Raw genomic sequence first — 26,546 nt, 5'->3', positions numbered from 1 at the left:
CGGCCGCCTCCTCACGCCTCAGGACAGTTCCGGCCTCCGCAGCGTATTGGCGGTGGCGACGGCCCGCAGCACGGCGGCCGCCTTGTTGCGGCACTCGGTGTCCTCGCCGTGCGGGTCGGAGTCGGCGACCACACCCGCGCCCGCCTGTACGTACGCGGTGCCGTCGCGCAGCACCGCGGTGCGGATCGCGATCGCGGTGTCCGAGTCCCCTGCGAAGTCCAGGTAGCCCACGCAGCCGCCGTAGAGTCCGCGCCGGGTCGGCTCCAGCTCCTCGATGATCCGCATCGCCCGGGGCTTGGGCGCGCCGGAGAGGGTGCCGGCCGGGAAGCAGGCGGTCAGCACGTCGAAGGCGCTCCGCCCGGGGGCGACCCTGCCGGTCACCGTCGAGACGATGTGCATCACGTGGCTGTAGCGCTCGATCTGCATGAAGTCGACCACCTCGACGCTGCCCGGCTCGCAGACCCGCCCCAGGTCGTTGCGGCCGAGGTCGACCAGCATCAGGTGCTCCGCCCGCTCCTTGGGGTCGGCGAGCAGCTCGGCGGCCAGCGCCGCGTCCTCGTGCGGGGTCGCGCCGCGGTGCCGGGTCCCGGCGATCGGATGCAGCATCGCCTCGCCGTCGGCGACCTTGACCAGCGCCTCCGGGCTGGAGCCGACCACGTCGAAGCCGCCCTCGGCGCCGCCGTCCGGGCCGGGGAAGCGGAACAGGTACATGTACGGGCTGGGGTTGGTGGTGCGCAGCACGCGGTAGACGTCCAGCGCGGAGGCCGGGCAGGGCGCCTCGAAGCGCTGCGAGGGCACCACCTGGAAGGCCTCGCCGGCCCGGATCCGCTCCTTGACCTCCTCGACGGCGGCCCGGTACGGCGCCCCGCCGAACGGCGAACGCACCTCGCCGGGGCCGGCCGGGGTGAAGGTCGCCAGGCCCGGGTCGACCGGCTTCAGCAGATCGGCCTCCATCGCGTCCAGCCGGGCCACCGCGTCCGCGTAGGCCTCGTCCACGCCGCTGGCCAGGTCGTTGTGGTTGACGGCGTTGGCGATCAGCAGCACCGTGCCGTCCAGGTGGTCGAGCACCGCGAGGTCGGTGGCGAGCAGCATGGTCAGCTCGGGCAGCCGGAGGTCGTCCGGATTGAGGTCGGGCAGCTTCTCCAGGCGGCGGACGATGTCGTAGCCGAGGTAGCCGACCAGGCCGCCGGTCAGCGGTGGCAGGCCGTCGTCGGCGCGGCGCGGGGTGTGCAGTGCCGCCAGCGCGGCGCGCAGCACCTCCAGCGGGTCGCCGTCGGTGGGGATGCCCACCGGCGGGGTGCCGAGCCAGCGGGCGCCGCCGTCCGGGCCGGCCGTCAGCACGGCGGCGCTGCGCACGCCCACGAAGGAGTAGCGCGACCAGACGCCCTGCTCGGCGGACTCCAGCAGGAAGGTGCCGGGCCGCTCCTCGGCGAGACTGCGGTAGAGGCCGATCGGGGTGAGGCCGTCCGCGAGGAGCCTGCGGGTGACGGGGATGACCCGGGTGTCGACGGCGAGCTTGCGGAAGGCTTCGAGGTCCATGCGGGGCGGCACCTTCTGGAGTTCGGGCGGGTTCGGGGATCAGCCGAGCGGGAGCACGTCGGCGTCGAAGCAGGTGCGGTCGCCGGTGTGGCAGGCCGCGCCGGTCTGGTCGACCTTGACCAGCAGGGTGTCGCCGTCGCAGTCGAGGGCCACCGACTTGACCGCCTGGGCGTGACCGGAGGTGTCCCCCTTCACCCAGTACTCGCGGCGGCTGCGGCTCCAGTAGGTGCAGCGGCCGGTGGTGAGCGTGCGGTGCAGCGCCTCGTCGTCCATCCAGCCCAGCATCAGCACCTCACCGGTGTCGTACTGCTGCGCGATGGCCGGGAGCAGGCCGTCCTCGGTGCGCTTGAGGCGGGCGGCGATCGCCGGGTCGAGGGCGGTGGTGCCGGGAGCGGCGGGTGTGGTGGACATGGGGCCATTGTGTCAGTCCGGCCACGGCCGCCGGACGGCGCGACCGGTTCGCGGACGGCCCGTACGGAGGGACTTTCCGCCAACCGCCTGCCGGGTGGGGCCCGGCTGGGCCATCCTCGGCCCATGACCTCCGAGCAGCAGCCGCCCGAAGCCGCCGCCTCCCGTCCGTCCCGGGGCCTGGCGATCGCCGTCGCCGCCGTCCTGGCCGTGCTGCTCGCGGTGGTGGCCACCGCGCTGCTCTGGCCCGAGGACGCCCCCGGGCCGGCAGCCGCCCCGCCCCCGCCCTCCCCCACGGCCACCCCGACGCCGACCCCGACCCCCACGCCCACCCCCACGAGGCCGCAACCCCCTTACGCCTTCTTCCCCGTGGGCACCTGCTTCGACCACCCCCAGCTCAGCCCGGTGATCACCAAGGCCGAGGAACGCCCCTGCACCACCCCCCACGACGGCGAGGTCATCGCCGACCTCAAACTCCCCGACGGGCTCAGCGGCGAGATCCCCATCGCCCTCGCCATGCGCGACGGCTGCAAGGACGCCGAGGCCACCGCCAAGGCCCACCAGGGCGACGGAAAGTCCTACTACCCCCGCCAGTTCGGCCCCGCCACGGCCAACTACCAGCAGGGCTGGCGCGACTACACCTGCACCCTCACCGCGGGCAGCAAGCAGGGCGCGCCCAAGCTCACCGGCCCGTTGCACCCGTAGAACCTGCTCCTGTTCCCCCTCATCCCTCATCCGACCCTAGGCTGACGACATGTCGAACCACGCCCTCGCCGAACGCCACCGTCTCGCCGAACTCCTCACCGCCGCCGGGCCGGACGCCCCCACCCTGTGTGCCGGATGGACCACCCGGGACCTCGCCGCCCACCTGGTGATCCGCGAGCGCCGCGCCGACGCGGCGCCCGGCATCCGGATCGGTGCCCTGGCCGGCTGGACCCGGCGCGTGCAGGACGGCTACGCCGAGCGGCCGTACGAGGACCTGGTCCGGCTGTTCCGCGCCGGGCCCCCGGTCTACTCCCTGTTCGCCCTCCCCGGCGCCGACGAGGCCGCCAACACCGTCGAGTACTTCGTCCACGCCGAGGACGTCGCCCGGGCCGGCGACGACTGGACCGCCCGGCCCGTCCCGCCCGGCCGCTCCGAGGCCCTCTGGCGCCGGCTGCCCCTCCTCGCCCGCTTCGAGGCCGGCCGCCACTCCCCCGTCCGCCTCACCCTCGCCCGCCCCGACGGCCGGTCCCTCACCGTCGGCCCCGCCGGCGCCCCCACCGTCCACCTCACCGGCGAACCGGCCGAACTCGTCCTCTTCGCCTACGGCCGCGGCGCCCGCACCACCCTCACCGTCGACGGCCCCCCGGACGCCGTCGAGGCCCTCCGCCACGTCCTGCCGCTGCCGTAGCCCCCTGCGCAGGAAGCCGGCCTGGCCGACTTCCTGCGCGGAACGTCCCAACCCGCCTGGGGGCGAGCCGGTTCGGGCCGCGGAAGAGGAAGGTGGCCTCGCGGGTGGAGCCGAGGCCGGGCAGGGCCGTCAGGACCCGGCCGAGGCCCGTGCCGAGGCCGCCGTACGGCCTGGTGCCCGGCGGCCTCCCTGATGTGGGCCGAGACCGCGCGCTCGCCCTCCGGGTCCAGGTCGTCCCTGGTCCCGACGGGTCCCAGCCACCCCGCGCAGGACGTGCGGATGTCAGTGCCCGGGTGCAGACTCGCAGATGGCCGGGGAGGGGCGTGTGCGCGCCCGACGGGACTGCCCCGGTCACTCTCCGTCGAAGGAGCACCAGCTCATGCTCACCACCGACTTCCCCGTCGGCTCGCCCTGCTGGATCGACCTGGGCAGCCCGAACGTCTCCGCCACCGCCGACTTCTACGGCCAGGTCTTCGGCTGGACGTTCCAGCCCGTCCCCGAGGCCGGCGGCTACGGCTTCCTGCAGCTGGCCGGGAAGCGGGTCGCGGCGCTCGGCAACCTCGACACCGACGCGCGGCCCGCCTGGACGACGTACTTCCGCACCGCCGACGTGGACACCACCGTCAAGGCCGCCGAGCAGTCCGGCGCCACGGTCCGCGTGCCGCCGATGGACGTCATGCAGGAGGGCCGGTTCGCGGCACTCACCGACCCCCAGGGCGCCGAGTTCGCCCTGTGGCAGGCTGGGAACACCCGGGGGCTGGACTCCGTCTCCGAGCCGAACACCCTGGTCTGGGCCGAGCTGCACACCTCCGACCTGGAGGGCGCCTTCGCCTTCTACCAGGGGCTGTTCAACTGGCGGGTCGAGGTCTTCGAGCCGACCCCGGGCATGAGCTACCGGGTGGTCTCCACGTCCGAGGGCGACCAGCAGCAGACCAGCTTCGGCGGCATCGCCCCGACGATGGGCGAGGGCCAGCCCCCCTCCTGGACGCCGTACTTCGCCGCCGCGGACGTGGACGCGCTGGTCGGCAGGGCGACGGCGGCCGGCGGCTCGGTGCTGATGCCGGCCGAGGACGTGGAGAACGTCGGCCGGATCGCCTGGCTGGCCGACCCGAACGGCGCCCCGTTCGCCCTGATCAAGGGCGAACCGCAGGAGTCCTGAGCAGGAACAGGGCCCGCTGCGGCAGCGGCGGGCCCTCGGTGCAGGACGTGATCACCGGCACGAATCACCGGCACCGGATCACCGGCGCCGGATCAGGAACCGGGTCACCGGACCGGGTGCCCGGCCTCCCGCAGCGCGTCCTTGACCTCGCCGATCCGCAGGTCCCCGAAGTGGAAGACGCTGGCCGCCAGCACCGCGTCCGCACCCGCCTCGACGGCCGGCGCGAAGTCACCGAGCTTGCCCGCCCCTCCGGAGGCGATCACCGGCACCGAGACGGCCTTGCGGACGGCCCGAATCATCTCCAGGTCGTAGCCGTCCTTGGTGCCGTCCGCGTCCATCGAGTTGAGCAGGATCTCGCCCGCCCCCAACTCGGCTGCGCGGCCCGCCCATTCGACGGCGTCCAGGCCGGTGCCCTGCCGCCCGCCGTGGGTGGTGACCTCGTAGCCCGAGGCGGTCTCGGTGCCCTCGGGGCAGCGCCGGGCGTCCACCGACAGCACCAGCACCTGCCGCCCGAACCGCTGGGCGATCTCGCGGATCAGCTCGGGCCGGGCGATGGCCGCGGTGTTGACGCCGACCTTGTCCGCGCCGGCCCGCAGCAGCTTGTTCACGTCCTCGACGGCCCGGATGCCGCCGCCGACGGTGAGCGGGATGAACACCTGCTCGGCGGTGCGCCGCACCACGTCGTAGGTGGTCTCGCGGTCGCCGGAGGAGGCGGTGATGTCGAGGAAGGTCAGCTCGTCGGCGCCCTCGGCGTCGTAGAGCTTGGCCATCTCGACCGGGTCGCCGGCGTCGCGCAGGTTCTGGAAGTTGACGCCCTTGACCACCCGCCCCGCGTCGACGTCCAGGCAGGGGATGACACGTACTGCAAGGGTCACGGCTGATTGCCTTCCGGGGCTTCCAGGGTCTTTGCCAGCCCGGTGCGGTACGCGTCGATCTCGACCTCGACCATCATCCGGGAGTCGATCAGCCCGTCGACCACCACCATGGTGGTCACCGGGCGTGCGGCGACGAAGAGTTCGCGGTGGGCGCGGCCCACCTCCTCGGCGTCGCGGGCGTGGGTGATGTACATCCGGGTGCGGACCACGTCGTCCGCGGTCAGACCGTACGCGGCCAGGGCCCGGAGCCCCACGCCGAACGCGGCGAGGGTCTGCCGGTACGGGTCGCCCTCGTGCTCGATCCGGCCGTCCACCCAGGCGGTGGAGCCGGCCACGTGCACGTGGTCGCCCGCGGCGACCGCCCGGGAGTAGCCGAACTCCTCCTCCCAGGGGGAGAACCCGGTGATCCGGCCGCGTACGATCCGACCATCGGTCATCCGGAAACCGCCTCCAGGGCCTCTTCGAGGGTGAACTTCTGCTCGTAGAGTGCCTTGCCCACGATGGCGCCCTCGACACCCTCGCCGACGAGAGTGGCGATGGCGCGCAGGTCGTCCAGCGAGGAGACGCCCCCGGAGGCGACCACCGGGCGGTCGGTGGCGCCGCAGACGTCGCGCAGCAGCTGCAGGTTGGGGCCGGTCAGGGTGCCGTCGCGGTTGACGTCGGTGACGACGTAGCGGGCGCAGCCCTCCTGGTTCAGCCGCTCCAGCACGTCGAAGAGCTGGCCGCCGTCGCGGGTCCAGCCGCGGCCGCGCAGGGTGGTGCCGACCACGTCCAGGCCGACGGCGATCTTGTCGCCGTGCTCGGCGATGGCCTTGGCGACCCACTCGGGGGCCTCCAGGGCGGCGGTGCCGAGGTTGACCCGGGTGCAGCCGGTGGCGAGCGCGCGGGCGAGCGACTCGTCGTCGCGGATGCCGCCGGACAGCTCGACCTTGATGTCCAGCTGACCGGTGACCTCGCGCAGCAGCTCGTAGTTGCTGCCGGTGCCGAAGGCGGCGTCCAGGTCGACCAGGTGCAGCCACTCGGCGCCGGCGTTCTGCCAGGCGAGGGCGGCGGCGAGCGGCTCGCCGAAGGAGGTCTCGGTGCCGGAGGCGCCCTTGACCAGGCGGACGGCCTGGCCGTCCCGGACGTCGACGGCAGGCAGCAGTTCCAGGCGGCTGTTCAGGCTCATCAGTTGCAACTCTCAGACGGTCAGAGGGTGTTGACCCAGTTGGTCAGCAGGGCGGCACCGGCGTCGCCGGACTTCTCGGGGTGGAACTGGGTGGCCCACAGCGGGCCGTTCTCGACGGCGGCGACGAACGGCTGCCCGTGGGTGGCCCAGGTGACCAGCGGCGGGTTGATCCGCGCGCTGTGGGTCTCCAGCTCCCAGTGCCGCACCCCGTAGGAGTGCACGAAGTAGAAGCGGGTCTCCGGGTCCAGGCCGGCGAACATCCGGCTGCCCTCGGGCACGTCCACCGTGTTCCAGCCCATGTGCGGGACGACCGGGGCGTCCAGCGGCTCGACGGTGCCGGGCCACTCGTCGCAGCCGGGCGTCTCGACGCCGTGCTCGACGCCCTTCTCGAAGAGGATCTGCATGCCGACGCAGATGCCCATGACCGGGCGGCCCCCGGCCAGTCGGCGGCCGATGATCCAGTCCCCGCGGACCGACTTCAGCCCGCGCATGCAGGCCTCGAAGGCGCCCACTCCGGGGACGAGCAGGCCGTCCGCGGCCATCGCGGTGTCGTAGTCGGAACTGACCGTGACGTTCGCCCCGGTCCGTTCCAGGGCGCGCTGCGCGGAGCGGAGGTTGCCGGAGCCGTAGTCGAGGACGACGACGTTCTTGCCCATGTTCAGGTGTCCAGTCTCTCTACAGGGCCGGGCGGTTCTACAGGCGCATGAGGCCGGAGCCCAGGCACATCACTGCGCCGATGGCCAGCACCAGGATGACGCCCTTCGGCAGCTTCTGCTTCCAGAAGGAGATCACTCCGCCGGCCAGGAAGAGGCCGACGAAGAGGAGGATCGTGGCGGACTTGCTCACAGCGCACCCTTGGTCGAGGGGAGGATTCCGGCCGCGCGCGGGTCGCGCTCGGCGGCGTAGCGCAGCGCCCGGGCCAGCGCCTTGAACTGGCACTCCACGATGTGGTGGGCGTTGCGCCCGTACGGGACGTGCACGTGCAGGGCGACCTGGGCCTGGGCCACGAACGACTCCAGGATGTGCCGGGTCATCGTGGTGTCGTAGCTGCCGATCATCGGCGCCATGCCCTCGGGCTCGGTGTGCACCAGGTAGGGCCGGCCGGAGAGGTCGACGGTGACCTGGGCGAGCGACTCGTCCAGCGGCACCGTGCAGTTGCCGAAGCGGTAGATGCCGACCTTGTCGCCGAGCGCCTGCTTGAAGGCGGCGCCGAGCGCGAGGGCGGTGTCCTCGATGGTGTGGTGGGTGTCGATGTGCAGGTCGCCGTCGGTCTTGACGGTGAGGTCGAACAGACCGTGGCGGCCGAGCTGGTCGAGCATGTGGTCGTAGAAGCCGACGCCGGTGGAGATGTCGGTCTTGCCGGTGCCGTCGAGGTCCATCTCGACCAGGACGGAGGTCTCCTTGGTGGTGCGCTCGACGCGTCCGATGCGGGACATGGGGTGGTTACAGCTCCTGACTGGCAGCGCGCGCGGAGCGAGCTCGATCAAGGGTGGGGGTGGGCCTGGGCCCCTCCTGTCCGATGGCGGGCAAGGAGGGAGGGAGGGCGGTTCGGACGGCGTCCAGGAAGGCGTCGTTCTCGGCGGGCGTGCCGGCGGTGACGCGCAGCCACCCGGGGACGCCGTTGTCACGGACAAGGACACCCTGGTCGAGGATGGCCTGCCAGACGGCGTGGGTGTCGGCGAAGCGGCCGAACTGGACGAAGTTGGCGTCCGAGTCGGTCACCTCCAGGCCCATCGCGCGCAGCGCGTCCACCAGCCGGTCGCGCTCCTGCTTGAGTCGGCCGACGTACCCGAGCAGGGTGTCGGTGTGCTCCAGGCAGGCCAGCGCGGTGGCCTGGGTGACGGCCGACAGGTGGTACGGCAGGCGCACCAGCTGGACGGCGTCGACGACGGCCGGGTCGGCGGCCAGGTAGCCCAGGCGCAGGCCGGCGGCGCCGAAAGCCTTGGACATGGTGCGGCTGACGACCAGGTTGGGGCGGCCCTCGACCAGCGGCAGCAGGGAGGCGCGGTGCGAGAACTCGACGTACGCCTCGTCCACCACCACCAGGCTGGGCCGGGCGGCCTGCGCGGCCTCGTACAGCCGCAGCACGGTGTCGGCGGACACCGCCGTCCCGGTCGGGTTGTTCGGCGAGCAGATGAAGACCACGTTCGGCCGGTGCTCGGCGATGGCGGCGAGCGCCGCGTCGACGTCGATGGTGAAGTCGTCGTGGCGCGGGCCGGAGATCCAGGCGGTGCCGGTGCCCCGGGAGATCAGCGCGTGCATCGAGTACGAGGGCTCGAAGCCGAGGGCGCTGCGGCCGGGGCCGCCGAAGGTCTGCAGCAGCTGCTGGAGGACTTCGTTGGAGCCGTTGGCGGCCCACACCTGCTCGCGCGCGACCGGGAAGCCGGTGGTGCGGGTCAGGTAGGCGGCGAGGCCTTCGCGCAGCTCGACCGCGTCCCGGTCGGGGTAGCGGTTGAGGCCGCGGGCGGCCTCGGCGACGCGCTCGGCGATCCGGGCGACCAGCTCCTCGGGCAGCGGGTACGGGTTCTCGTTGGTGTTCAGCTGGACGGGGACGTCCAACTGCGGTGCGCCGTACGGGGACTGGCCGCGCAGCTCGTCCCGGATGGGCAGGTCGTCGATGCGAGTCGTACGAATGGTCACGAGCCGGGAACCGTCCAGTCGAAGCGCGCCTTGATGGCGTCCCCGTGTCCGGGGAGGTCCTCGGCGTCGGCCAGGGTGACCACGTGCGCGGCGACCTCCGCCAGGGCGTCCCGGTCGTACTCGACGACCTGGACGCCGCGCAGGAAGGTCTGCACCGACAGCCCGGAGGAGTGGCAGGCGCAGCCGCCGGTCGGCAGCACGTGGTTGGAGCCGGCCGCGTAGTCGCCCAGCGAGACCGGGGTCCAGCGGCCGATGAAGATCGCGCCGGCGTTGACGACCCGGGCCGCCACCGCGTGCGGGTCGCGGGTCTGGATCTCCAGGTGCTCGGCCGCGTACGCGTTGACCACGGCGAGGCCCTGGGTCAGGTCGTCGACCAGGATGATGCCGGACTGCCGGCCGCCCAGCGCCTCGGCGACCCGCTCGGTGTGCTTGGTCCGCGCGACCTGCACGGCCAGCTCGGCCTCGACCGCGTCGGCCAGCTCCGGGGAGTCGGTGACCAGCACCGAGCCGGAGGTCGGGCCGTGCTCGGCCTGGCTGATCAGGTCGGCGGCGACGTCGCTGGGCAGCGCGCTGTCGTCGGCGAGGACGGCGATCTCGGTCGGGCCGGCCTCGGAGTCGATGCCGATCCGGCCGGCGAACAGCCGCTTGGCGGCGGCCACGTAGATGTTGCCGGGGCCGGTGACCATGTTGACCGGCGCGCACTCCTCGGTGCCGAGGGCGAACATCGCCACCGCCTGGGCGCCGCCGACGGAGTAGACCTCGTCCACGCCGAGCAGGGCGCAGGCCGCCAGGATCGTCGGGTGGACCCGGCCGCCGAACTCCTTCTGCGGCGGGGAGGTGACCGCGATGCCCTTGACGCCCGCCTCCTGGGCCGGCACCACGTTCATCACCACGGAGGACGGGTAGACCGCCAGGCCGCCCGGCACGTACAGGCCGACCCGCTCGACCGGCACCCAGCGCTGGGTGACCGTGCCGCCCGGCACCACCTGGGTGGTGTGCCCGGTGCGGCGCTGGTCGGCGTGCACGGCCCGGGCCCGGCGGATCGACTCCTCCAGCGCGGCCCGCACCCGCGGGTCCAGCGTCTCCAGGGCGGCGGTCAGCTGCTCGGCCGGGACGCGGGTGGACTCCAGCCGGACGCCGTCGAAGCGCTCGGTGATCTCGATCAGCGCCGCGACCCCGCGATGGCGTACGTCCTCGGCGATCGGCCGCACCTTCTCCAGGGCGGCCGCCACGTCGAACTCGGCACGGGGCAGCAGGTCACGCGGGTCGTCGAGCGAGCCGCGGAGGTCGATTCGAGAGATCACGCCACCCAGTGTAAGGAGTGGCCGGAACGGGTGGTCGCACATTTCAGTCCGTGATACGAAAGGCGAGACGACCGGGGGGACGGGAAAACATGGCGGAAAGCGCTCCAGAAAGCTGGACCGACACGGAACGGGCGCTCTGGGCGGCCTTCCGCGAGGGCGAGGTCTTCGACCGTCGCTGTGGCCAGGACGACATCGACGACCCCTTCGGGGACGCCCCCTGGGGGCCCGGCCGGACTGTCGGCGCCGAGGTGCTCGCCCACCTGCTGCTGGCCGGCCCGCAGCCCACCGCCGGGCGTGTCGCCTCGCTGCGGATGAGCGGGGTGAACATCACCGGCTCGCTCAACCTGGCCGGCGGCCACATCGAGCGGTACGTCGAACTGCGCGGCTGCCGCTTCGAGCACAAGATCCTCCTCTCGGAGGCCTCCGCCACCACCGTGCGCATGGTCGACTGCCTGTTCCCCCGGCTCGAGGCCTCCCGGCTCTCCACCACCGGCGACCTCCACCTGGCCCGTTGCCGGATCCCCGAGGGCATCCGGCTCACCGACGCCAAGATCGGCACCGATCTGCTGCTCAACCTCGCCCACATCGGCGCCGACCGCTACGGCCGCGCGGTGTCCGCCGACGGGATGACCGTCCACCAGGACTTCGAGGCCGAACGCGTCGAGGTGCACGGCGAGTTGAGCGTCCGCACCGCCCGAATAGGCGGCCGCTTCTCGCTCCGCGGCGCCCAGCTGCACGCCGACCCGCAGAACCGGGTCTGCCTCAACGCCGTCCGGATCGTCGTCGGCCACACGCTCTACCTGACCAGCTCCTCCGACGACGGCTGGGCCGGCTCCCGCAGCTACTACGGCTCCGGCTACGGCGAGAACCCCCAGCCCGGCTCCACCAGCACCCCCTTCCGCGCCTTCGGCCAGGTACGGCTCTCCGACGCCCGCTTCGACGCCGCCTGCCTGATCTCCGGAGAATTCCACCTGGAGGGTGACGACGAGCTCTCGCTGCGCCGCATCCACACCCCCGAGCTCCGCTTCACCTGCGGCTTCCGGCCCACCGGCACCGTCTCGCTCTCCCGCGCCCGGGTCGGCAACCTGGTCGACCACCCGGAGTCCTGGCCGCTCGGGAAACACCTGGGCCTGACCGGCTTCGTCTACGAGAACCTCCGCCCGGTCGAACAGTTCACCGTCCAGCAGCGGATCGCCTGGCTGGAGGGCTCCGCGGTGGAGTTCCAGCCGGAGTCCTACGAGCAGCTCGCCGCCGCCCTTCGCCGTGACGGCGCCGACGACGACGCCCGCGAGGTGCTCTACGCCAAGCAGCGCCGCCGCCGGGAGACCCTTCCACTGCCCGCCCGGATCTGGGGCCTGGTCCAGGACGTCACCGTCGGTTACGGCTACCGCCCCGGGCGCGCCGGCCTGTGGCTCCTGCTGGCCTGGGCGCTCGGCAGCATCTGGTTCGACACCCACCGCCCGGACCCGCTCAAGCCCGACGAGAAGCCGCACTGGAACGCGGTGCTCTACACCCTCAACCAGCTGCTGCCGATCATCGACCTCAACCAGGGCGCCTGGAACCCCGGCGGGGCCGGCCAGTGGATCGCCGCCGGCCTGGTCGTGGTCGGCTGGCTGCTCGCCTCCACCGTCGTCGCCGGCGCCACCCGCCTCCTCCAGCGCGGCTGATGAGAACTTCGGTCGAAACGAATCTGCTGAGTGGTCTCTCAGGGACACCGGTTGCGGGCCAAGTGAATTCCCACATTCACGGTGAACAGATCCTTCTTCGGGTGGGCCCGTGCCCAAGCACACGGGCCCACCCACACATCGGATTCCCTAAAACGCTGATCAGCGGGAGAGCGGCCGGTCTGAGGAGTCCTCAGACCGGCCGCTCTCCCGCTGAACCCGGGCCCGTGTCCAGGGAGCCCCTTGGACACGGTCCGTGCAACCGTCGAGCGGCGAGACCGGACCGCTCTCCAGCGCGGCTGAGGCCGTCCACCACGTCAACCGGGCGACAAGGTGCGGCCCCGAAGAACTACGCTGTCGGCCGTGACAGAACGGCTGCCGCTCTTCCCGCTGAACACCGTGCTCTACCCGGGCCTCGTGCTGCCCCTGAACGTCTTCGAGGAGCGCTACCGCCGTCTCGTCGCCGACCTGCTCGAACAGCCCGAGGACGAGCCGCGCCGGTTCGGCGTGCTCGCCATCAAGGACGGCCGCGAGGTCGCACCGGTCCGGCCCGAGGACGGCCCGGCCGGACCGCTCGACGGCCTCGGCACCGCCACCGGGGACCCGCTGGAGGCGATCTACCACGTCGGCTGCGTCGCCGACGTCTCCTCGGCCCAGCCCCAGCCCGACGGCCGGTACGAGCTGCTGGTCACCGGCACCACCCGGTTCCGGCTGCGCTCGGTGGACGTCAGCGGGCCGTACCTGACCGGTGAGATCGAGCCGATCGAGGAACGCCCCGGCGAGGGCTCCGGCGCCCTCGCCTCCGAGGTCGAGCGGGCCTTCCGGGTCTACCAGAAGCGCCTGGCCGGCGCCCGCGAGGCCACCACCCACGGCCGCCAGCAGCTCCCCGACGACCCCCAGGTGCTCTCCTACCTGGTCGCCGCCGCCTCGGTGTTCGAGACCCCGGTCAAGCAGCAGCTGCTCGCCTGCCCGGACACCGCCCGGCGGCTGCGTGCCGAACTCGACCTGCTGCGCCGCGAGAGCGCCGTCCTCAGCTGGCTGCCCTCGTTGCCCGCGGTCGACCTCACCCGCCAGTCGTTCAGCCCCAACTGAAGCCCGGGACCGAAGCCCGGAACCGAAGCCCGAAGCCCGACCGATCCAGGAACCGCCGCATGGCCAAGAAGCCGAAGAAGGGCGGCCAGGGCACCCCCGCCACCGTCGCCCTGGAGACCGCCGCCGTCCCCTTCACCGTCCACGCCTACGAGCACGACCCGGCCGCCGCCTCCTACGGCGGCGAGGCAGCGGAGGCCCTCGGGGTGGCCGCCGAGCGCGTCTTCAAGACCCTGGTGGCCGACGTGGACGGCACCCTGACCGTCGGCGTGGTCCCGGTCGCCGGGCAGCTCGACCTCAAGGCCCTGGCGGCCGCGGTCGGCGGCAAGCGGGCCGCCATGGCCGACCCGGCCGCCGCCGAACGCAGCAGCGGCTACGTCCTCGGCGGGATCTCCCCGCTGGGCCAGCGCCGTCCGCTACGGACCGTGATCGACGCCAGCGCCCTCACCCACCCCACCGTCTACGTCTCGGCGGGCCGCCGCGGCCTGGAGGTGGAGCTGACCCCCGCCGACCTGATCGCCCTCACCCGGGCCCGCACCGCCACCATCGCCCGCTGACGCGCCGGGGGCACGGGAGAGCACCGGGAAGCACAAGGGGCGGAGGGTCGGCGGCCTGTACCCGACCGCCGACCCTCCGCCCCACCGCGCTACCGCCCGACTCAGCCCTTGCCCTGCTCCTCCGCCCCCGGCCGCACGTCCACCGGAGCCGGACCTGTAGCGGGATCCAGACCCGGAGCCGGAGCCCCCTCCGCAGGAGGCCCGTACGTCCCCGCCGGCACCCCCCAGTACGGCGGCGGGTCCTCCTCCCGCTTCCCGAACGCCGCCGACAGCGCGAGCAGCACCACCATCGCCGCCATCGGCCACACCAGCAGCGCTCCCAGCGCCCCCAGGTCGATGCCGGCGTCGAAGTGCCCGCCGTTGCCGACCCGCCGGGCCTCCGCGATCAGGTTGTCGCTGGGCCCGAGCCACCGCCCGAGCTTCCAGGCGCCGATCGAGCCGAGCAGTCCGCCGATCGCCAGCCCCAGCGCGACCGAGATCCCGCCGCCGCGCTTGCGGGTCAGCAGGAAGGCGCCGAGCGCCGTGAGGATGCCCGCGCCCAGCCCGATCAGCACGAACACGGCGTCGGCGCCGGCCCGCTGTTCGCCCTCGGGGTCGACGTAGAGGATCCGGTCCCCGTCCACGACCAGCGGCACCTTGGGCGCGAGCCAGGCCCACAGCCCGGCCATCACCAGTCCGAGCAGCAGGCAGGCGAGCACGACCCCGGAGCCGATCCGCAGCTCGGCCGGCAGCGGGTGCTGCGCGGCGGGCGGGGCGGCCGGCAGGCCGGCGGGCGGTTCCCCGTCGGAGACCGGCGGCGGTGCGAACGGGTCGGGTGCGGCGCCCGGCTCGGCCGCCGCGTCGGCGCGGGCGGGTTCCGGAGGTGTGTTCGGTACGGTCACGCGCCCCATCGTTTCACGACGGCCGTCCGAACGGCCCACCCACCCGAGCGGCCGCCGGGCGGGCCCCCGGGCACGCCCTACCGGGCGACGGCCCGCCGGTAGGCCCAGGTGGCCAGGGCCAGCGACGCCACGCCGACCGCCGCGCAGACCCCGAGGTCGGCGAGCACCATCCCCCAGTCCGGGCGCGGCGCGAAGGTCCGGGCGAAGGCCTCGACGCCGTACGTCGAGGGCAGCAGGTCGCGCAGCCACACCACCGGCTGCGGCAGGTGGTCGACGGGCAGGACGCCGAGCAGCAGGGCCGCCGACATGCCGAGCTGCCCGAGCATGGTCGCGATCTCCTGCCGCGGCGCCAGCAGCCCGCAGGCGGCGCCGAGCCCGGACAGCGCGGCCCCGGCCAGCGGTACGACGGCGAGCAGCACCCACAGCTGGCCGAGCGGCAGCCCGAACATCACCGCGCCGATGCCGGCCGTGACGAGCGTCCCGGGCAGGGTGAAGGAGGCGTACGCGGCGGCCGCGCCGAGCACCACCGAGGCGGCGGGCACCGGCAGGGTCGCGTAGTGGTCGAGGCCCCCGGTGGCCCGCAGCTTCCCGAAGTACTGCGCCAGCAGGTTCAGTGCGACGAAGGCCACCACCAGCACGCTGGACCCGGCGACCACGGACCGCGCGGCCGAGGTCTGCCCGGCGTCCACGACGCCCCGCATCATGACCAGGATGCCGACGGACTGGAAGGTCGCCACGAACAGCAGCGGGATGCGCGCCACCTTGGCACGGGCGAACTGCGCCCGGTACACGGCGGCGAGCGCGGGCAGCAGCCGCGCCGCGGGGGCGAGCGGCGCCGGGGAGACGGCGGACCGGCGGGCCTGCGGGGGCACAGAGAGCAGCGTCACTTGGCCAGTCCTCCGTGGCGGCCGCCCAGCTTGAGGTAGGCGTCCTCAAGGCTCGGGGTGGCGAGGGTGAAGTCGTCGAGGGCGGCGAAGGCCGGGCCGGTGGTGACGGCGGCGACCAGTTCGCGGGCCTGCTCCGGGGTGGTGCGGACGGTCCAGCGGCGCCCGGTGCGCTCGGCCCGGTCGGCCAGCTCGGCGACGGCGGGCACGCCGATCGGCGCCTCGTCCCGCCACACCAGGTCCAGCCGGACGTCGCCGTCGACCAGCGCCTTGAGGCCGCCGGGCGTGTCGCAGGCGATGACCCGGCCCTCGTCCACCACGGCGACCCGGTCGAGCACGGTCTCGGCCTCGATCACGTTGTGGGTGACCAGCAGTACCGTCGTGCCGTGCTCGGCCCGCCGCCGGTCGACGGCCGACCAGACGGCCCGCCGGGCCACCGGGTCCATGCCGGTGGTCGGTTCGTCCAGGACGAGCAGCGGCCGGTCCCCGACCAGGGCGGCGGCGAAGCAGGCGAGCCGCCGCTGTCCGCCGGAGAGCTTGGCGAGCGGCCGCGCGGCGATCGCCTCCAGCCCGAGTTCGGTGAGGACGTCCGCCGCGGCGGCCCGGGCCGCGGACCGGCTGAGCCCGCGCAGTCGCCCGGTGGTCTCGGCGGCCAGGGCGACGGTCAGCTCGTCCAGGGCGGTGGATTCCTGCCCGAGGTAGCCGAGCAGCCGGGCGGCCCGCTCCGGGTGGCGGACGATGTCGTGCCCGAGCAGTTCGACCGTGCCGGAGTCCGGCCGCAGCAGGCCGGTGAGCTGGCGGACCAGGGTGGACTTCCCGGCGCCGTTCGGCCCGAGCAGCCCGAAGATCTCGCCCTGCCGGACGGTCAGACTGATCCCGTCGTTGGCCCGGATCACGGTGGCGGCGGCGCCGCGCCCGCTGCGGTAGGTCCTGACCAGCTCGCGTACGGCGACGCACGGCGGGGTGTCGTGGGGTGCCCTCCCGGCCGTCTCGTTCACGACCGGAGACTTTACGCGCTCACACGGGGGAACCGGACAACGGGGGCTGATCACCGGCCCCCTGACCGAGCGGTGCGGCGCCGACGGTGGTCAGTCGTCCACCACCATCGACCCGCCCGGCACCCGGAGTGCGAGTTCCTTCCAGAAGCCCGCCCGGATGGCGTAGCGGTCGTGTTCGTCGATCTGGTCGTCCTTGTGCGCGAGCAGACCGAAGCGGGCCGCGTAGCGCAGCAGCTCTCCGTCGACCCGGTGCGGGATGCGGGGGTAGTCGGGCCAGAGCACGGTGAGCCGTTCGGGGTCGCCGAGCCGGTCGCTCCAGCGCCGGGCGAAGACCTGGCCGACCTCGTGGGCGTCACCGCCGATGGTGGTGATGTCCTCCTCCCGGTCGGCCCAGCGCTGTTCGGCGGTGGTCAGCTGGGCCAGCGTCGGCAGGCCGTCGCCGGCGGTGACGGAGGGCTCGGGCGCGGGCCGGTCGACCCAGCCCCGGTCGGAGGACCAGCGCAGCACCGGCCCGCCCGCGGCGTGCCCGTTGGCCGGCTGTCCGACCGCCGCGTGCCCGGCCGCGTGCCCGTTGGCCTGGCCGTTGACCGGCAGGCCCGCCGCCGGGTTGATCGGGGTGACGGCCGAGACCCGCCCGGCGAGGTCCTTCGGGGTGGGCACCACCCGCAGCGCCGCGGCCGGCTGCGGCCGCCCGTTGGCGGCGGGCTCCTCGGGCGCCGCCGCGGCGGCCGGCCGGACGACCGGGGGCACCACGCTGGGGAGGGAGGCGGGCGGGGCGGCGAGGATCTTGGCGATCTCCTGCCGGGCGCCGCCCGTTCCGGGGGCGGGGAACACGGTGGAGTGGTCGCGCAGCGAGAAGGACGCCTCGATCCACTCGCGGTCCAGCACCCGCCGTTCGTCGGCCTCGCCGACCAGGTCCTCGGACTGGTTGAAGTCGCCGTCGGCGGCCTGCAGCGCCCACAGGTGCACGGCCACGCCGTGTTCCTTGGCGGTCATCATCCCGGGCAGCAGGTCGCCGTCGCCGGTGATCAGCACGACGTCGGCGCAGGCCCGGTTGCGGGCGAGTTCGGAGAGTTCGGCGTGCATCGCGGCGTCCACGCCCTTCTGCACCCAGCGCCCCTCGGCCCGGGTGAGGGCGCCCAGCCGTACGGTGACCCGGGGCAGCACGCGCAGCCGTCGGTGTTCGGGCATCGGGCGGCGGTCGGGGGCCGCGTCGAACCAGTAGATCCGCAGCAGGGGCAATCCGGTCTCGGCCTCGGCGCGTTCCCGCAGGGCGCTGATCAGCGCGGTGTGGTTGACGGTGACCTTGGAGCGGGAGGGGTCACCGGCGAGCAGACTGGCAGCGGCGCCCAACAGGTATCCGGCATCCACCAGGACGACACAGCGGTCCATCTGCGCACCTCTTTTCGCTCGCCCTCGAAGGTCGGTCTGGGTGGGCGGTCCGCCCGTCGTCCGAACGTGTGGGGTGAGGGGCCCCCGTGACCGCCCGATCGTTGGGTCACCTTTTCCCCACGGTTCGAGCGCCGAACCTCGGGGGATGTCCCGGTCCCGCAACAGCCGCCCCAACGAGTCGCAAAGAAACACGAAGGCGGGCCCCGTTCAACGACGGGGCCCGCCAAACGTCACGCGTGGCGGACCAGGGTCCCGGGTCGGCCCTCGTCAGCCCTTGAGCTCCTTCGCCACCAGCTCGGCCAGCTGGACGGCGTTGAGGGCGGCGCCCTTGCGCAGGTTGTCGTTGGAGACGAACAGCGACAGGCCGTTCTCCACGGTCTCGTCGGCCCGGATGCGGCCGACGTAGCTCGGGTCCCGGCCGGCCGCCTGCAGCGGGGTGGGGATGTCGGACAGCTCGACGCCGGGGGCGCCGGTGAGCAGCTCGACGGCCCGCTCGGGACTGATCGGGCGCTCGAAGCGGGCGTTGATCTGCAGCGAGTGGCCGGAGAAGACCGGGACGCGCACGCAGGTGCCGGCGACCTTGAGCGCGGGGATCCCGAGGATCTTGCGGCTCTCGTGGCGCAGCTTCTGCTCCTCGTCGGTCTCGTTGGAGCCGTCCTCGACGATGGCGCCGGCCAGCGGCACCACGTTGAAGGCGATCGGGCGCCGGTAGACCCTGGGCTCGGGGAACTCGACGGCGGAGCCGTCGTGAGCGAGCGCGGAGGCGCCGTCCACGACCTTGGCGGCCTGGTCCTGCAGCTCGGCCACCCCGGCCACGCCGCTGCCGGAGACGGCCTGGTAGGTGGAGACGACCAGGGCGGCGAGCCCCGCCTCCTCGTGCAGCGGGCGCAGCACGGGCATGGCGGCCATGGTGGTGCAGTTGGGGTTGGCGATGATGCCCTTGGGGCGGTCCGCGACGGCCTCCGGGTTGACCTCGGAGACGACCAGCGGGACCTCGGGGTCGCGGCGCCAGGCGGAGGAGTTGTCGATGACGACGGCACCGGCCGCGGCGACCTTGGGGGCCAGGGCCTTGGAGGTGGAGCCGCCGGCCGAGAAGATCACGATGTCCAGGCCGGTGTAGTCGGCCGTGGCCGCGTCCTCGACGGTGATCTCGGTGCCCTGCCAGGGCAGCGTGCGCCCGGCCGAACGGGCCGAGGCGAACAGCCGCAGCTGCGCCACCGGAAAGTTGCGCTCGGCCAGGATCTCGCGGACCACGCCGCCGACCTGGCCGGTGGCCCCGACAATGCCGATCTTCATTCCGACTACTCCTCTGAATGGTGCTGTCTACAGCCGCACACTGCCCATCATGCCTTGTCACGGGCGCCGTACGAGCTGGTGTTCCAGGGTGTGAGAGGGACTCCGGACGCCGCTACTGGTCCAGACCACTTGCGAGGGCGAGCGCGGCTGCCACCTCCGTCTCCCCCGCCGGAAGCAGCGGCAGCCGTACGTTCGGGGTGGGGATCCGCCCCTGGGCGTGCAGCACGCCCTTGGTCACCGTCGGGTTGGGCGCCGTGAACGCGGACAGCGCGAGCGCGGTCAGCCGGTGCCCGAGCGCCCGGGCCCGCTCGACATCCCCGGCCTGCCAGGCCTCGTACAGCTCGACGAACCGGCGGGTCGCCAGGTGCGCGGAGGCCAGGATGCCGCCCGCCGCGCCGAGCGCCAGCATCGGCGCCAGGAACGCGTCCTCGCCGGTCATCAGCGCGAACCCGGCCGGGGTGTCGGCGAGCAGTTCGACGGCCGACCGGTCCAGTCCGCCGGTCGCGTACTTGACGCCCACCACGCCGTCGATCGCGGCCAGTTCGCGCATCGCGGCGGTGGAGAGCTGCTGCCCGGTGCGGTACGGGATGTGGTAGACGACCAGCGGCAGCGGGCTGCTCGCGGCCAGCGCCCTGAAGTGGGCGACCGTCCCGGCCTCCCCCGCCCGGACGAAGGCCGGCGTGGTGACCAGCGCCGCCGCCCGCGGCACCCGCGCGCCGAGCGCGGCCAGCGCCTCGCCGACGGCCCGGGTGTCTCCGCCGGAGGCGCCCACCGTCAGCTGCGCCCCGCGGCCGGCGCAGACGGCCGCGGCGACGTCCACCACCGCGTCCCGCTCCTCGGCGGTCAGCGCGGCGGGCTCGCCGGTGGTGCCGAGCGCGACCAGGCCGGCCGCCCCGGCGTCCAGGACCTCGTGCGCGAGCTTCTCCAGCGCGTCGAGGGCGACGCTGCCGTCGGCGGCGAAGGGGGTGATCAGCGGGATGTGGATGCCCTTGAGTTCCATGCCCATGATCCTGCGGCCCGCCGATCACCCAGGTCCAGTTCACATTTCCGACGCTTCTCGTAAGCTGAACCGATGCTCGACGTCCGACGCCTGCGCCTGCTGCGCGAACTCGCCCACCTCGGCACCATCGCGGCCGTCGCCGAGGCGCTGTCCTTCAGTCCTTCGGCGGTGTCCCAGCAGCTGTCCGTCCTGGAGAAGGAGGCCGGCGTCCCGCTGCTCGAGCGGACCGGGCGGCGGGTCGCCCTCACCCCGGCCGGACGGGGCCTGGTCCGCCACGCCGAGTCCGTGCTCGCCCTGCTGGAGCAGGCGGGCGCGGAACTCGCCCACGCCAAGCGGGGGTTGGCCGGACCGCTGCGGATCGGCACCTACCCCTCGGCGGCCCGCGCGATCATCCCGGCGGTGCTCGGCGGCCTGGCCGCCTGGCACCCTGGGCTGGAGCCGATGGTCACCGAGGTGGACCCGGCGGCCGTCGGGGCGGCGCTGCGCGCGGGGGAACTGGACGTGGCACTGGTCCACGAGTACGACCTCGTCCCGGCCGACCCGGAACCGGGCCTCGCGGTGACCCGCCCGGTCTTCACCGAGCCGATGTACCTGGCCGCCCGTGCGCCGGGGACGGTCGCCGAGCAGCGCGGGGCGCCGTGGATCCTGTCCCCGCCCGGCACCCTCTGCCACACCATGGCCGTCCGGGCCTGCGAGGCTGCGGGCTTCGCTCCCCGGATCCGGCACCAGATCGACGACTTCACCACCGTGCTCGCCCTGGTCGCCGCCGGTCAGGGCGTCGCCCTGGTCCCCCACCTCGGCACCGCCCAGCCCCCGCCCGGCGTCGTCCTCACCCGCCTGCCGATGTACCGCCGCACCCGCGCCGCCTTCCGGGCCGGGGCGGGCTCCCACCCGGCCATCTCCGCCTTCGTCTCCGCCCTGCACACGGCCGTCCCGCCGGGGCTCGGCAGCGGCGCCTGAGAACGCACGAGGCCCGGGGCGCCGGCACGGCCACCCCGGGCCTCCCGCGCTCCGGCTAGCCGGCCAGGCAGCTCGGCCCGAGCAGCTGCTTCAGGTCGCCGAACAGGGCCGGGTCCGACTTCACCCGGTGCCGGTCCAGCCGGAGCACCGTCGTCTTGGCGCGGCCCTCCAGCCGTACCCGCACCTCGGTGGTGCCCTTGTGGTGGGTCAGCACCTCGCTGAGCCGGGCGATCAGCGGCGGGGTGACCTTCCCGCTCGGGATGTTGATGGTGATCGGCGCCTCGGCGTGGGCGTTCGACAGGTCCGGGACGGACAGCTCCATGCCCATCAGCCGCGGCACGTCCTCCCGCTTGTCGAGCTTGCCGCGCACGAACACCACGGCGTCCTCGACCAGTTGGGAGGAGACCAGCTGGTAGCTGGCCGGGAAGAACATGCAGTCGATGGAGCCCGCCAGGTCCTCGACGGTGGCGATCGCCCAGGCGTTGCCCTGCTTGGTCATCTTCCGCTGGAGGCCCGAGATGATGCCGCCGATGGTGACGATCGAGCCGTCCGGCCGCTCGGCGAGGTCGGCGACCGCGCAGTCCGACTTGTCGGCGAGCACGTGCTCGATGCCGTGCAGCGGGTGCGAGGAGACGTACAGGCCGAGCATCTCCCGCTCCTGGGTGAGCAGGAAGGACTTGTCCCACTCCTCCTCGGAGAAGACGACGTCCAGCCCGAAGCCGGGCTCGTCCGAGGTGGCGTCGCCGCCGAAGAGGTCGAACTGCCCCTCGGCCTCCTTGCGCTTGACCCCGACGACGTTGTCGATCATCGGCTCGAACTGCGCGCTCAGGCCCTTGCGGGTGTGCCCGAGCGAGTCGAACGCCCCGGCCTTGATCAGCGATTCGACGGTCCGCTTGTTGCAGACCACCGACTCCACCTTCTCCAGGAAGTCCGGGAAGGAGCTGAACTTCCCCTTGGCCTTCCGGGTGCGGATCATCGACTCGACCACCGGCCCGCCGACGTTGCGGATGGCGGTCAGGCCGAACCGGACGGTGTCGCTGCCGTGCGGCGTGAAGTCGGAGTCCGACTCGTTGACGTCCGGCGGCAGCACCTGGATGCCCATCTTGCGGCACTCGTTGAGGTAGACCGCCGACTTGTCCTTGTCGTCCTTGACGGAGGTGAGCAGGCCGGACATGTACTCGGCCGGGTAGTTGGCCTTGAGGTACGCCGTCCAGTACGAGACCAGCCCGTACCCGGCGGTGTGCGCCTTGTTGAACGCGTAGCCGGAGAAGGGGACCAGGACGTCCCACACCGCCTGGATGGCCGCGTCGGAGTAGCCGCGCTCGCGGCAGCCCTTCTGGAAGGGGACGAACTCCGCCTCCAGGATCTCCTTCTTCTTCTTGCCCATCGCGCGGCGCAGCAGGTCGGCCTGGCCGAGCGAGTAGCCGGCCAGGATCTGCGCGGCCTTCTGCACCTGCTCCTGGTAGACGATCAGGCCGTAGGTGGGCCGGAGCACCTCCTCCAGGGGCTTCTCCAGCTCCGGGTGGATCGGGGTGATCTCCTGCTGGCCGTTCTTGCGCAGCGCGTAGTTCGTGTGGGAGTTGACGCCCATCGGGCCCGGGCGGTACAGCGCGAGGACGGCCGAGATGTCCTCGAAGTTGTCGGGCTTCATCAGCCGCAGCAGCGAGCGCATCGGCCCGCCGTCGAGCTGGAAGACGCCCAGCGTGTCGCCGCGGGCGAGGAGTTCGTAGGTGGGCTTGTCGTCGAGGGGCAGCTCAAGAAGGTTGATCTTGATGCCCTTGTTCTTCTCGATCGCCTTGACGGCGTCGTCCATGATCGTCAGGTTGCGCAGGCCGAGGAAGTCCATCTTCAGAAGGCCGAGGCCCTCACAGGTGGGGTAGTCGAACTGCGTGATGGTGACGCCGTCGGTGTGCCGGGTCCAGACCGGGATGTGGTCGGTCAGCGGCTCCGCGGACATGATCACGCCGGCCGCGTGCACGCCGGGCTGACGGATCAGGCCCTCGATGCCGCGTGCGGTGTCGATGACCTTCCGCACGTCCGGGTCGTTCTCGTACAGCCCCCGGATCTCGCCCGCCTCGCTGTAGCGGGGGTGCGTCGGGTCGGTGATGCCGGACAGCGGGATGCCCTTGCCCATGACGTCCGGCGGCATCGCCTTGGTGATCCGGTCGCCCATCGCGTAGGGGTAGCCGAGGACCCGGGAGGAGTCCTTGATGGCGGCCTTCGCCTTGATGGTGCCGTACGTGACGATCATGGCGACCTTGTCGGACCCCCACTTCTCCGTCACGTAGCGGATCACGTCACCGCGCCGGCGCTCGTCGAAGTCGATGTCGACGTCGGGCATGGAGATGCGCTCGGGGTTGAGGAAGCGCTCGAAGATCAGGCCGTGCGGGATGGGGTCGAGGTCGGTGATGCCCATCGCGTACGCGACCAGCGAACCGGCCGCCGAACCACGGCCCGGGCCCACCGCGATGCCCTGGCTCTTGGCCCACATGATGAAGTCCGCGACCACGAGGAAGTACGCCGGGAACCCCATCTGGATGATGGTGTCCATCTCGTACTCGGCGAGCTTCCTGTGCTCCTCGTCGTACCCGTTCGGGAAGCGCCAGTCCATGCCCTCCCAGACCTTGGACCGGAAGAACTCCGCCTCGGACTCGAAGCCCTCCGGGATCGGGAAGCGGGGCATCAGGTTCTTGAACTTGAACATGCCCTCGGTGTCGACCCGGGAGGCGACCAGCAGCTGGCTGTTGCGGCAGCCCTCCTGCCAGGCGTCCGAGGAGTCCAGCGCGTACATCTCGGCGGCGGACTTGATGTAGTAGCCGGTCCCGTCGAAGCGGAAGCGGTCCGGGTCCGAGAGGTTCTTGCCGGTCTGCACGCAGAGCAGCAGGTCGTGGGCAGCGGCGTCGGCCTCGGTGGTGTAGTGCGAGTCGTTGGTGACCACCGGGGGGATGTTCAGCTTCCTGCTGATCTCCAGCAGCCCGTCGCGGACCCGCTTCTCGATCTCCAGGCCGTGGTCCATGAGCTCCAGGAAGTAGTTCTCCTTGCCGAAGATGTCCTGGTAGTCGGCGGCGGCCTTCACGGCCTCGTCGAACTGCCCGAGCCGCAGCCGGGTCTGCACCTCACCGGAGGGGCAGCCGGTGGTGGCCATCAGCCCGCCGGACAGTTCGGAGATCAGCTCCTTGTCCATCCGGGGCCACTTCACCAGCCAGCCCTCGGCGTACGAGCGCGAGGTCAGCTTGAAGAGGTTGTGCAGGCCCTCCTTGTTCCGGGCCCAGATGGTCTTGTGGGTGTACGCGCCGGACGCCGAGACGTCGTCCTTCTTCTGGTGCGGCTGGCCCCACAGGACGCGCTTGGTGTTCGACCGGGACTCGGGCGCGACGTACGCCTCGATGCCGATCACCGGAGTGATCCCCGCGTCGGTCGCCTGCTTGTGGAACTCGGCGGCGCCGTACATGTTCCCGTGGTCGGTCATCGCGACATGGGTCTGCCCCAGCCGCTCGACCTCCTTGAACATCTGCTTCAGCCGGGCGGCACCGTCCAGCATCGAGTACTCGGTGTGGACGTGCAGGTGCGCGAACGGCTGGTCGCTCAAGGCGGGGCCTCCGGAGGCTCTGGTGCTGATCTGGTGGGCCGGCGAACGTGCAGGTCACAGGAGTTTCCCCTGGAAATGGCGGTGGCCCGGAACACCTCTCGGGGTCCGGACCATCACTCACACGTTCACGCGTCCACTCTAGCCCGCCCCTCCCGGGGAGACGCACCCCCGCAACCCTCCGGCCGGAGCGAGCCCGGCCAGCCGCGCTCCGGCCGTGTTACTGACCTCCGGTTCCTCGATCGGGTCGTCCCGGAGGAACGCCAGCCGGGCCCGCACCTGTGGCGTGTCCGGGGCGTGTTCCGCCCCCAGCAGGCGCGCGTCCGCCTCGCAGTCCCAGAGCGACTCGGTGTACGCCTCCGCCATCCCGGCCGAGCCCAGGGCCGCCAGCGCTTCCAGGTACGCGGCCCGCTCGGACGAGTGCGGCGTCTGCAGCCAGAACCGGCGCAGCAGCGACACGGCGTCCGCCGCCTCGGGACCGAACCGTGCCAGCCCGCGTGCCAGGCGCATCGGACCGCACCAGGCACGATCCACCCAGGCCCGCTCCAACTCGGCGACGAGGGCCGGAACGTCCCGCTCCTCACCGTGCCCCACCGCCGAACCCGCCCCAGCCCCTGCGCGCTCCCGCCACGCGGACGCGGACGCCCCCAGCGCCCCCAGCGCCCCGCGGGCTCCCAGCGCCTCCCGGGCCTCCGCCGAGCCGCCGAGCGCCAGCAGCCCCAGAACCCGGACAGCCCGCGCACGGGCCTCTTCGGCCCCGGACAACACCTCGACCACCGGCCCGAGCGGCAACTCCAGATCCCGGATCAACCGCGCGAGGTAGCGCCCCCGCTCGTCGACGCGCGGATCCCAGCACCACTCCCACCGGATGCACCCGTACACCAGCTCCGCAGCCGCCCCCGGATCCTCCGCCGCCATCAGCGCACCCAGGCCCCGCCCCCGCTGCAACAACCCCGGCAGCGTCCCCGCCGGCGCGTACTCGTATCTCCGCTCTGCCACGCCCCCATCGTGCCCCAGCCCCCTTCGCCGGCGACAAAAGGCCGCCGCACAGGAAGTCGGCCCGCCCGACTTCCTGTACGGCCCCGGTCAGCCGACCTCGCCGTCCCGTGGAGCGAACACGCAGAACTCGTTCCCCTCGGGATCCGCCAGCACATGCCAGTGCACCTCACCGCTGGGCCCCCGCACCACCGTCGCCCCGAGCGTCACCAATCGGGCCGCATCACCCCACACGTCCAGGTGCATCCGGTTCTTGACCGTTTTCGCCTCCGCCACCGGATTGATCCAGATCAGCGGTCCATTCCCGCCCGGATCCACGATCGGAACACCCCATCCGTCCGGCAGTTCCACCCCGTCGATCGACTGCCTGCGCACGTACCCGATCGCCGCGCACCACCAGTCCGCCAACCCCTCGTGGTCCCGTGCGTCCAGTGCCAGATCCTTGAACCGCGCGGGCGCCCCGCTCTCGTCGCTCATGCGCTGCACCCAACCAGCAATCCCACGTCCCCGCATTCCAATTGCCCCCAGGCCAGGGCTTTCCGGGCACCCCGCCGGCCCGATGGACACGCCGCCGCGCGGATGGGTGCAACGTTTCGCCCCACTCACCGCATCAAAGTGATGACGGACCACGGAAGGGGGAGGGGCGACGCACTCCAGGGGGCCTCAGCGAGTGCGCATTCAGCAGAGCTCCGAATTCTTCCGCATTCATTGAGTTCGCACACGGACAATTTCCTCGAAGCCGAATTCCACCCCTGTT

Annotated in this window: 26 protein-coding genes; 7 read left to right on the top strand and 19 right to left on the bottom strand. The window is 72.7% G+C overall.

Annotated elements, in window-relative coordinates; genetic code table 11:
- Nucleotides 1-18: 18 nt before the first annotated feature.
- Nucleotides 19-1,539 carry an anthranilate synthase component I gene (locus BOQ63_RS31840; RefSeq protein WP_030281927.1) on the bottom strand — a complete coding sequence of 507 codons (1,521 nt, stop codon included), beginning with the start codon at nucleotides 1,537-1,539 and terminating at the stop codon, nucleotides 19-21.
- 39 nt (nucleotides 1,540-1,578) lie between these two features.
- Entirely contained in the window at nucleotides 1,579-1,950 is a 372-nt protein-coding gene (gene hisI, locus BOQ63_RS31835) for a phosphoribosyl-AMP cyclohydrolase (protein WP_030281929.1), read from the bottom strand.
- A gap of 123 nt (nucleotides 1,951-2,073) precedes the next feature.
- Here hisI and BOQ63_RS31830 point away from each other — a divergent pair, with 123 nt between their 5' ends.
- The 3 genes from BOQ63_RS31830 to BOQ63_RS31820 all read left to right on the top strand — a co-directional run bounded on the left by BOQ63_RS31830 (nucleotide 2,074) and on the right by BOQ63_RS31820 (nucleotide 4,499).
- Nucleotides 2,074-2,652 (top strand): hypothetical protein, encoded by a 579-nt coding sequence (locus BOQ63_RS31830; RefSeq protein WP_050366829.1) that lies wholly within the window; start codon nucleotides 2,074-2,076, stop codon nucleotides 2,650-2,652.
- A 49-nt stretch (nucleotides 2,653-2,701) separates the two neighbouring features.
- The gene (locus BOQ63_RS31825; RefSeq protein ID WP_030280449.1) at nucleotides 2,702-3,340 is read left to right on the top strand and encodes a TIGR03085 family metal-binding protein; all 639 of its coding nucleotides are present in this window, start codon (nucleotides 2,702-2,704) and stop codon (nucleotides 3,338-3,340) included.
- Nucleotides 3,341-3,719: 379 nt separating this feature from the next.
- Nucleotides 3,720-4,499, top strand: a complete 780-nt coding sequence (locus BOQ63_RS31820) for a VOC family protein (protein WP_030280446.1) — start codon at nucleotides 3,720-3,722, stop codon at nucleotides 4,497-4,499.
- 104 nt (nucleotides 4,500-4,603) lie between these two features.
- Here BOQ63_RS31820 and hisF read toward each other — a convergent pair whose 3' ends face one another.
- Genes hisF through hisD form a run of 8 tightly spaced genes read right to left on the bottom strand, consistent with a single transcriptional unit; the run spans nucleotide 4,604 to nucleotide 10,486 of the window.
- Complete coding sequence (gene hisF, locus BOQ63_RS31815; protein ID WP_030280443.1) at nucleotides 4,604-5,374, bottom strand: imidazole glycerol phosphate synthase subunit HisF; 771 nt, start codon at nucleotides 5,372-5,374, stop codon at nucleotides 4,604-4,606.
- A complete protein-coding gene (locus tag BOQ63_RS31810) occupies nucleotides 5,371-5,811 on the bottom strand; it encodes a RidA family protein (RefSeq protein WP_030280441.1) in 441 nt (146 codons plus the stop codon). The genes hisF and BOQ63_RS31810 overlap by 4 nt, the downstream gene beginning before the upstream one ends.
- Nucleotides 5,808-6,542 (bottom strand): bifunctional 1-(5-phosphoribosyl)-5-((5-phosphoribosylamino)methylideneamino)imidazole-4-carboxamide isomerase/phosphoribosylanthranilate isomerase PriA, encoded by a 735-nt coding sequence (priA, locus tag BOQ63_RS31805; RefSeq protein WP_030280439.1) that lies wholly within the window; start codon nucleotides 6,540-6,542, stop codon nucleotides 5,808-5,810. The genes BOQ63_RS31810 and priA overlap by 4 nt, the downstream gene beginning before the upstream one ends.
- 20 nt (nucleotides 6,543-6,562) lie before the next feature.
- Complete coding sequence (hisH, locus tag BOQ63_RS31800; RefSeq protein ID WP_030280437.1) at nucleotides 6,563-7,198, bottom strand: imidazole glycerol phosphate synthase subunit HisH; 636 nt, start codon at nucleotides 7,196-7,198, stop codon at nucleotides 6,563-6,565.
- A 37-nt stretch (nucleotides 7,199-7,235) separates the two neighbouring features.
- On the bottom strand, nucleotides 7,236-7,388 hold the full coding sequence (locus BOQ63_RS31795; RefSeq protein WP_030280435.1) for a CG2302 family histidine operon protein: 153 nt from the start codon (nucleotides 7,386-7,388) through the stop codon (nucleotides 7,236-7,238).
- On the bottom strand, nucleotides 7,385-7,978 hold the full coding sequence (hisB, locus tag BOQ63_RS31790; RefSeq protein ID WP_030280433.1) for an imidazoleglycerol-phosphate dehydratase HisB: 594 nt from the start codon (nucleotides 7,976-7,978) through the stop codon (nucleotides 7,385-7,387). Before hisB ends, BOQ63_RS31795 begins: the two co-directional genes overlap by 4 nt.
- A gap of 7 nt (nucleotides 7,979-7,985) precedes the next feature.
- Nucleotides 7,986-9,182 carry a histidinol-phosphate transaminase gene (locus BOQ63_RS31785; RefSeq protein ID WP_078867136.1) on the bottom strand — a complete coding sequence of 399 codons (1,197 nt, stop codon included), beginning with the start codon at nucleotides 9,180-9,182 and terminating at the stop codon, nucleotides 7,986-7,988.
- On the bottom strand, nucleotides 9,179-10,486 hold the full coding sequence (gene hisD, locus BOQ63_RS31780) for a histidinol dehydrogenase (protein WP_030280428.1): 1,308 nt from the start codon (nucleotides 10,484-10,486) through the stop codon (nucleotides 9,179-9,181). The genes BOQ63_RS31785 and hisD overlap by 4 nt, the downstream gene beginning before the upstream one ends.
- Before the next feature lie 89 nt (nucleotides 10,487-10,575).
- On the opposite strand from hisD, the gene BOQ63_RS31775 reads away from it, so the two are divergent.
- The 3 genes from BOQ63_RS31775 (at nucleotide 10,576) to ybaK (ending at nucleotide 13,796) form a co-directional block, all read left to right on the top strand.
- Nucleotides 10,576-12,153: a hypothetical protein gene (locus BOQ63_RS31775; RefSeq protein ID WP_030280426.1), complete on the top strand. Its 1,578-nt coding sequence runs from the start codon at nucleotides 10,576-10,578 to the stop codon at nucleotides 12,151-12,153.
- A 360-nt stretch (nucleotides 12,154-12,513) separates the two neighbouring features.
- Nucleotides 12,514-13,242, top strand: coding sequence for an LON peptidase substrate-binding domain-containing protein (locus BOQ63_RS31770; RefSeq protein WP_030280424.1), 729 nt, complete (start codon nucleotides 12,514-12,516; stop codon nucleotides 13,240-13,242).
- A 59-nt stretch (nucleotides 13,243-13,301) separates the two neighbouring features.
- Nucleotides 13,302-13,796 carry a Cys-tRNA(Pro) deacylase gene (gene ybaK / locus BOQ63_RS31765; RefSeq protein ID WP_030280422.1) on the top strand — a complete coding sequence of 165 codons (495 nt, stop codon included), beginning with the start codon at nucleotides 13,302-13,304 and terminating at the stop codon, nucleotides 13,794-13,796.
- Between the two features lie 101 nt (nucleotides 13,797-13,897).
- Here ybaK and BOQ63_RS31760 read toward each other — a convergent pair whose 3' ends face one another.
- From BOQ63_RS31760 to BOQ63_RS31735, 6 genes are all read right to left on the bottom strand, one after another.
- Entirely contained in the window at nucleotides 13,898-14,677 is a 780-nt protein-coding gene (locus tag BOQ63_RS31760) for a hypothetical protein (protein WP_191093604.1), read from the bottom strand.
- A 77-nt stretch (nucleotides 14,678-14,754) separates the two neighbouring features.
- Nucleotides 14,755-15,564: an ABC transporter permease gene (locus BOQ63_RS31755; RefSeq protein WP_150476193.1), complete on the bottom strand. Its 810-nt coding sequence runs from the start codon at nucleotides 15,562-15,564 to the stop codon at nucleotides 14,755-14,757.
- Nucleotides 15,561-16,559 (bottom strand): ABC transporter ATP-binding protein, encoded by a 999-nt coding sequence (locus BOQ63_RS31750; protein WP_046386933.1) that lies wholly within the window; start codon nucleotides 16,557-16,559, stop codon nucleotides 15,561-15,563. Before BOQ63_RS31750 ends, BOQ63_RS31755 begins: the two co-directional genes overlap by 4 nt.
- Before the next feature lie 90 nt (nucleotides 16,560-16,649).
- Nucleotides 16,650-17,951 carry an NYN domain-containing protein gene (locus tag BOQ63_RS31745; protein ID WP_030280413.1) on the bottom strand — a complete coding sequence of 434 codons (1,302 nt, stop codon included), beginning with the start codon at nucleotides 17,949-17,951 and terminating at the stop codon, nucleotides 16,650-16,652.
- A gap of 267 nt (nucleotides 17,952-18,218) precedes the next feature.
- Nucleotides 18,219-19,247: an aspartate-semialdehyde dehydrogenase gene (locus BOQ63_RS31740; RefSeq protein WP_030280411.1), complete on the bottom strand. Its 1,029-nt coding sequence runs from the start codon at nucleotides 19,245-19,247 to the stop codon at nucleotides 18,219-18,221.
- Nucleotides 19,248-19,359: 112 nt separating this feature from the next.
- Entirely contained in the window at nucleotides 19,360-20,247 is an 888-nt protein-coding gene (locus BOQ63_RS31735; protein ID WP_030280409.1) for a dihydrodipicolinate synthase family protein, read from the bottom strand.
- A 72-nt stretch (nucleotides 20,248-20,319) separates the two neighbouring features.
- Between BOQ63_RS31735 and BOQ63_RS31730 the strand changes: the two genes are divergently transcribed.
- Entirely contained in the window at nucleotides 20,320-21,207 is an 888-nt protein-coding gene (locus BOQ63_RS31730; RefSeq protein ID WP_030280407.1) for a LysR family transcriptional regulator, read from the top strand.
- A 55-nt stretch (nucleotides 21,208-21,262) separates the two neighbouring features.
- Here the strand turns inward: BOQ63_RS31730 and dnaE are convergent, their stop codons facing one another.
- The 3 genes from dnaE to BOQ63_RS31715 form a co-directional block, all read right to left on the bottom strand.
- Nucleotides 21,263-24,796, bottom strand: a complete 3,534-nt coding sequence (dnaE, locus tag BOQ63_RS31725) for a DNA polymerase III subunit alpha (protein WP_030280404.1) — start codon at nucleotides 24,794-24,796, stop codon at nucleotides 21,263-21,265.
- A 138-nt stretch (nucleotides 24,797-24,934) separates the two neighbouring features.
- Nucleotides 24,935-25,792, bottom strand: a complete 858-nt coding sequence (locus BOQ63_RS31720) for a hypothetical protein (RefSeq protein WP_072655353.1) — start codon at nucleotides 25,790-25,792, stop codon at nucleotides 24,935-24,937.
- An 87-nt stretch (nucleotides 25,793-25,879) separates the two neighbouring features.
- Nucleotides 25,880-26,266 (bottom strand): VOC family protein, encoded by a 387-nt coding sequence (locus BOQ63_RS31715; RefSeq protein ID WP_030280400.1) that lies wholly within the window; start codon nucleotides 26,264-26,266, stop codon nucleotides 25,880-25,882.
- Nucleotides 26,267-26,546: the final 280 nt, after the last annotated feature.

The organism is Streptomyces viridifaciens (assembly GCF_001888885.2).
GTDB lineage: Bacteria > Actinomycetota > Actinomycetes > Streptomycetales > Streptomycetaceae > Kitasatospora > Kitasatospora aureofaciens.
This window is presented reverse-complemented; position numbering and strand designations above follow the sequence as displayed.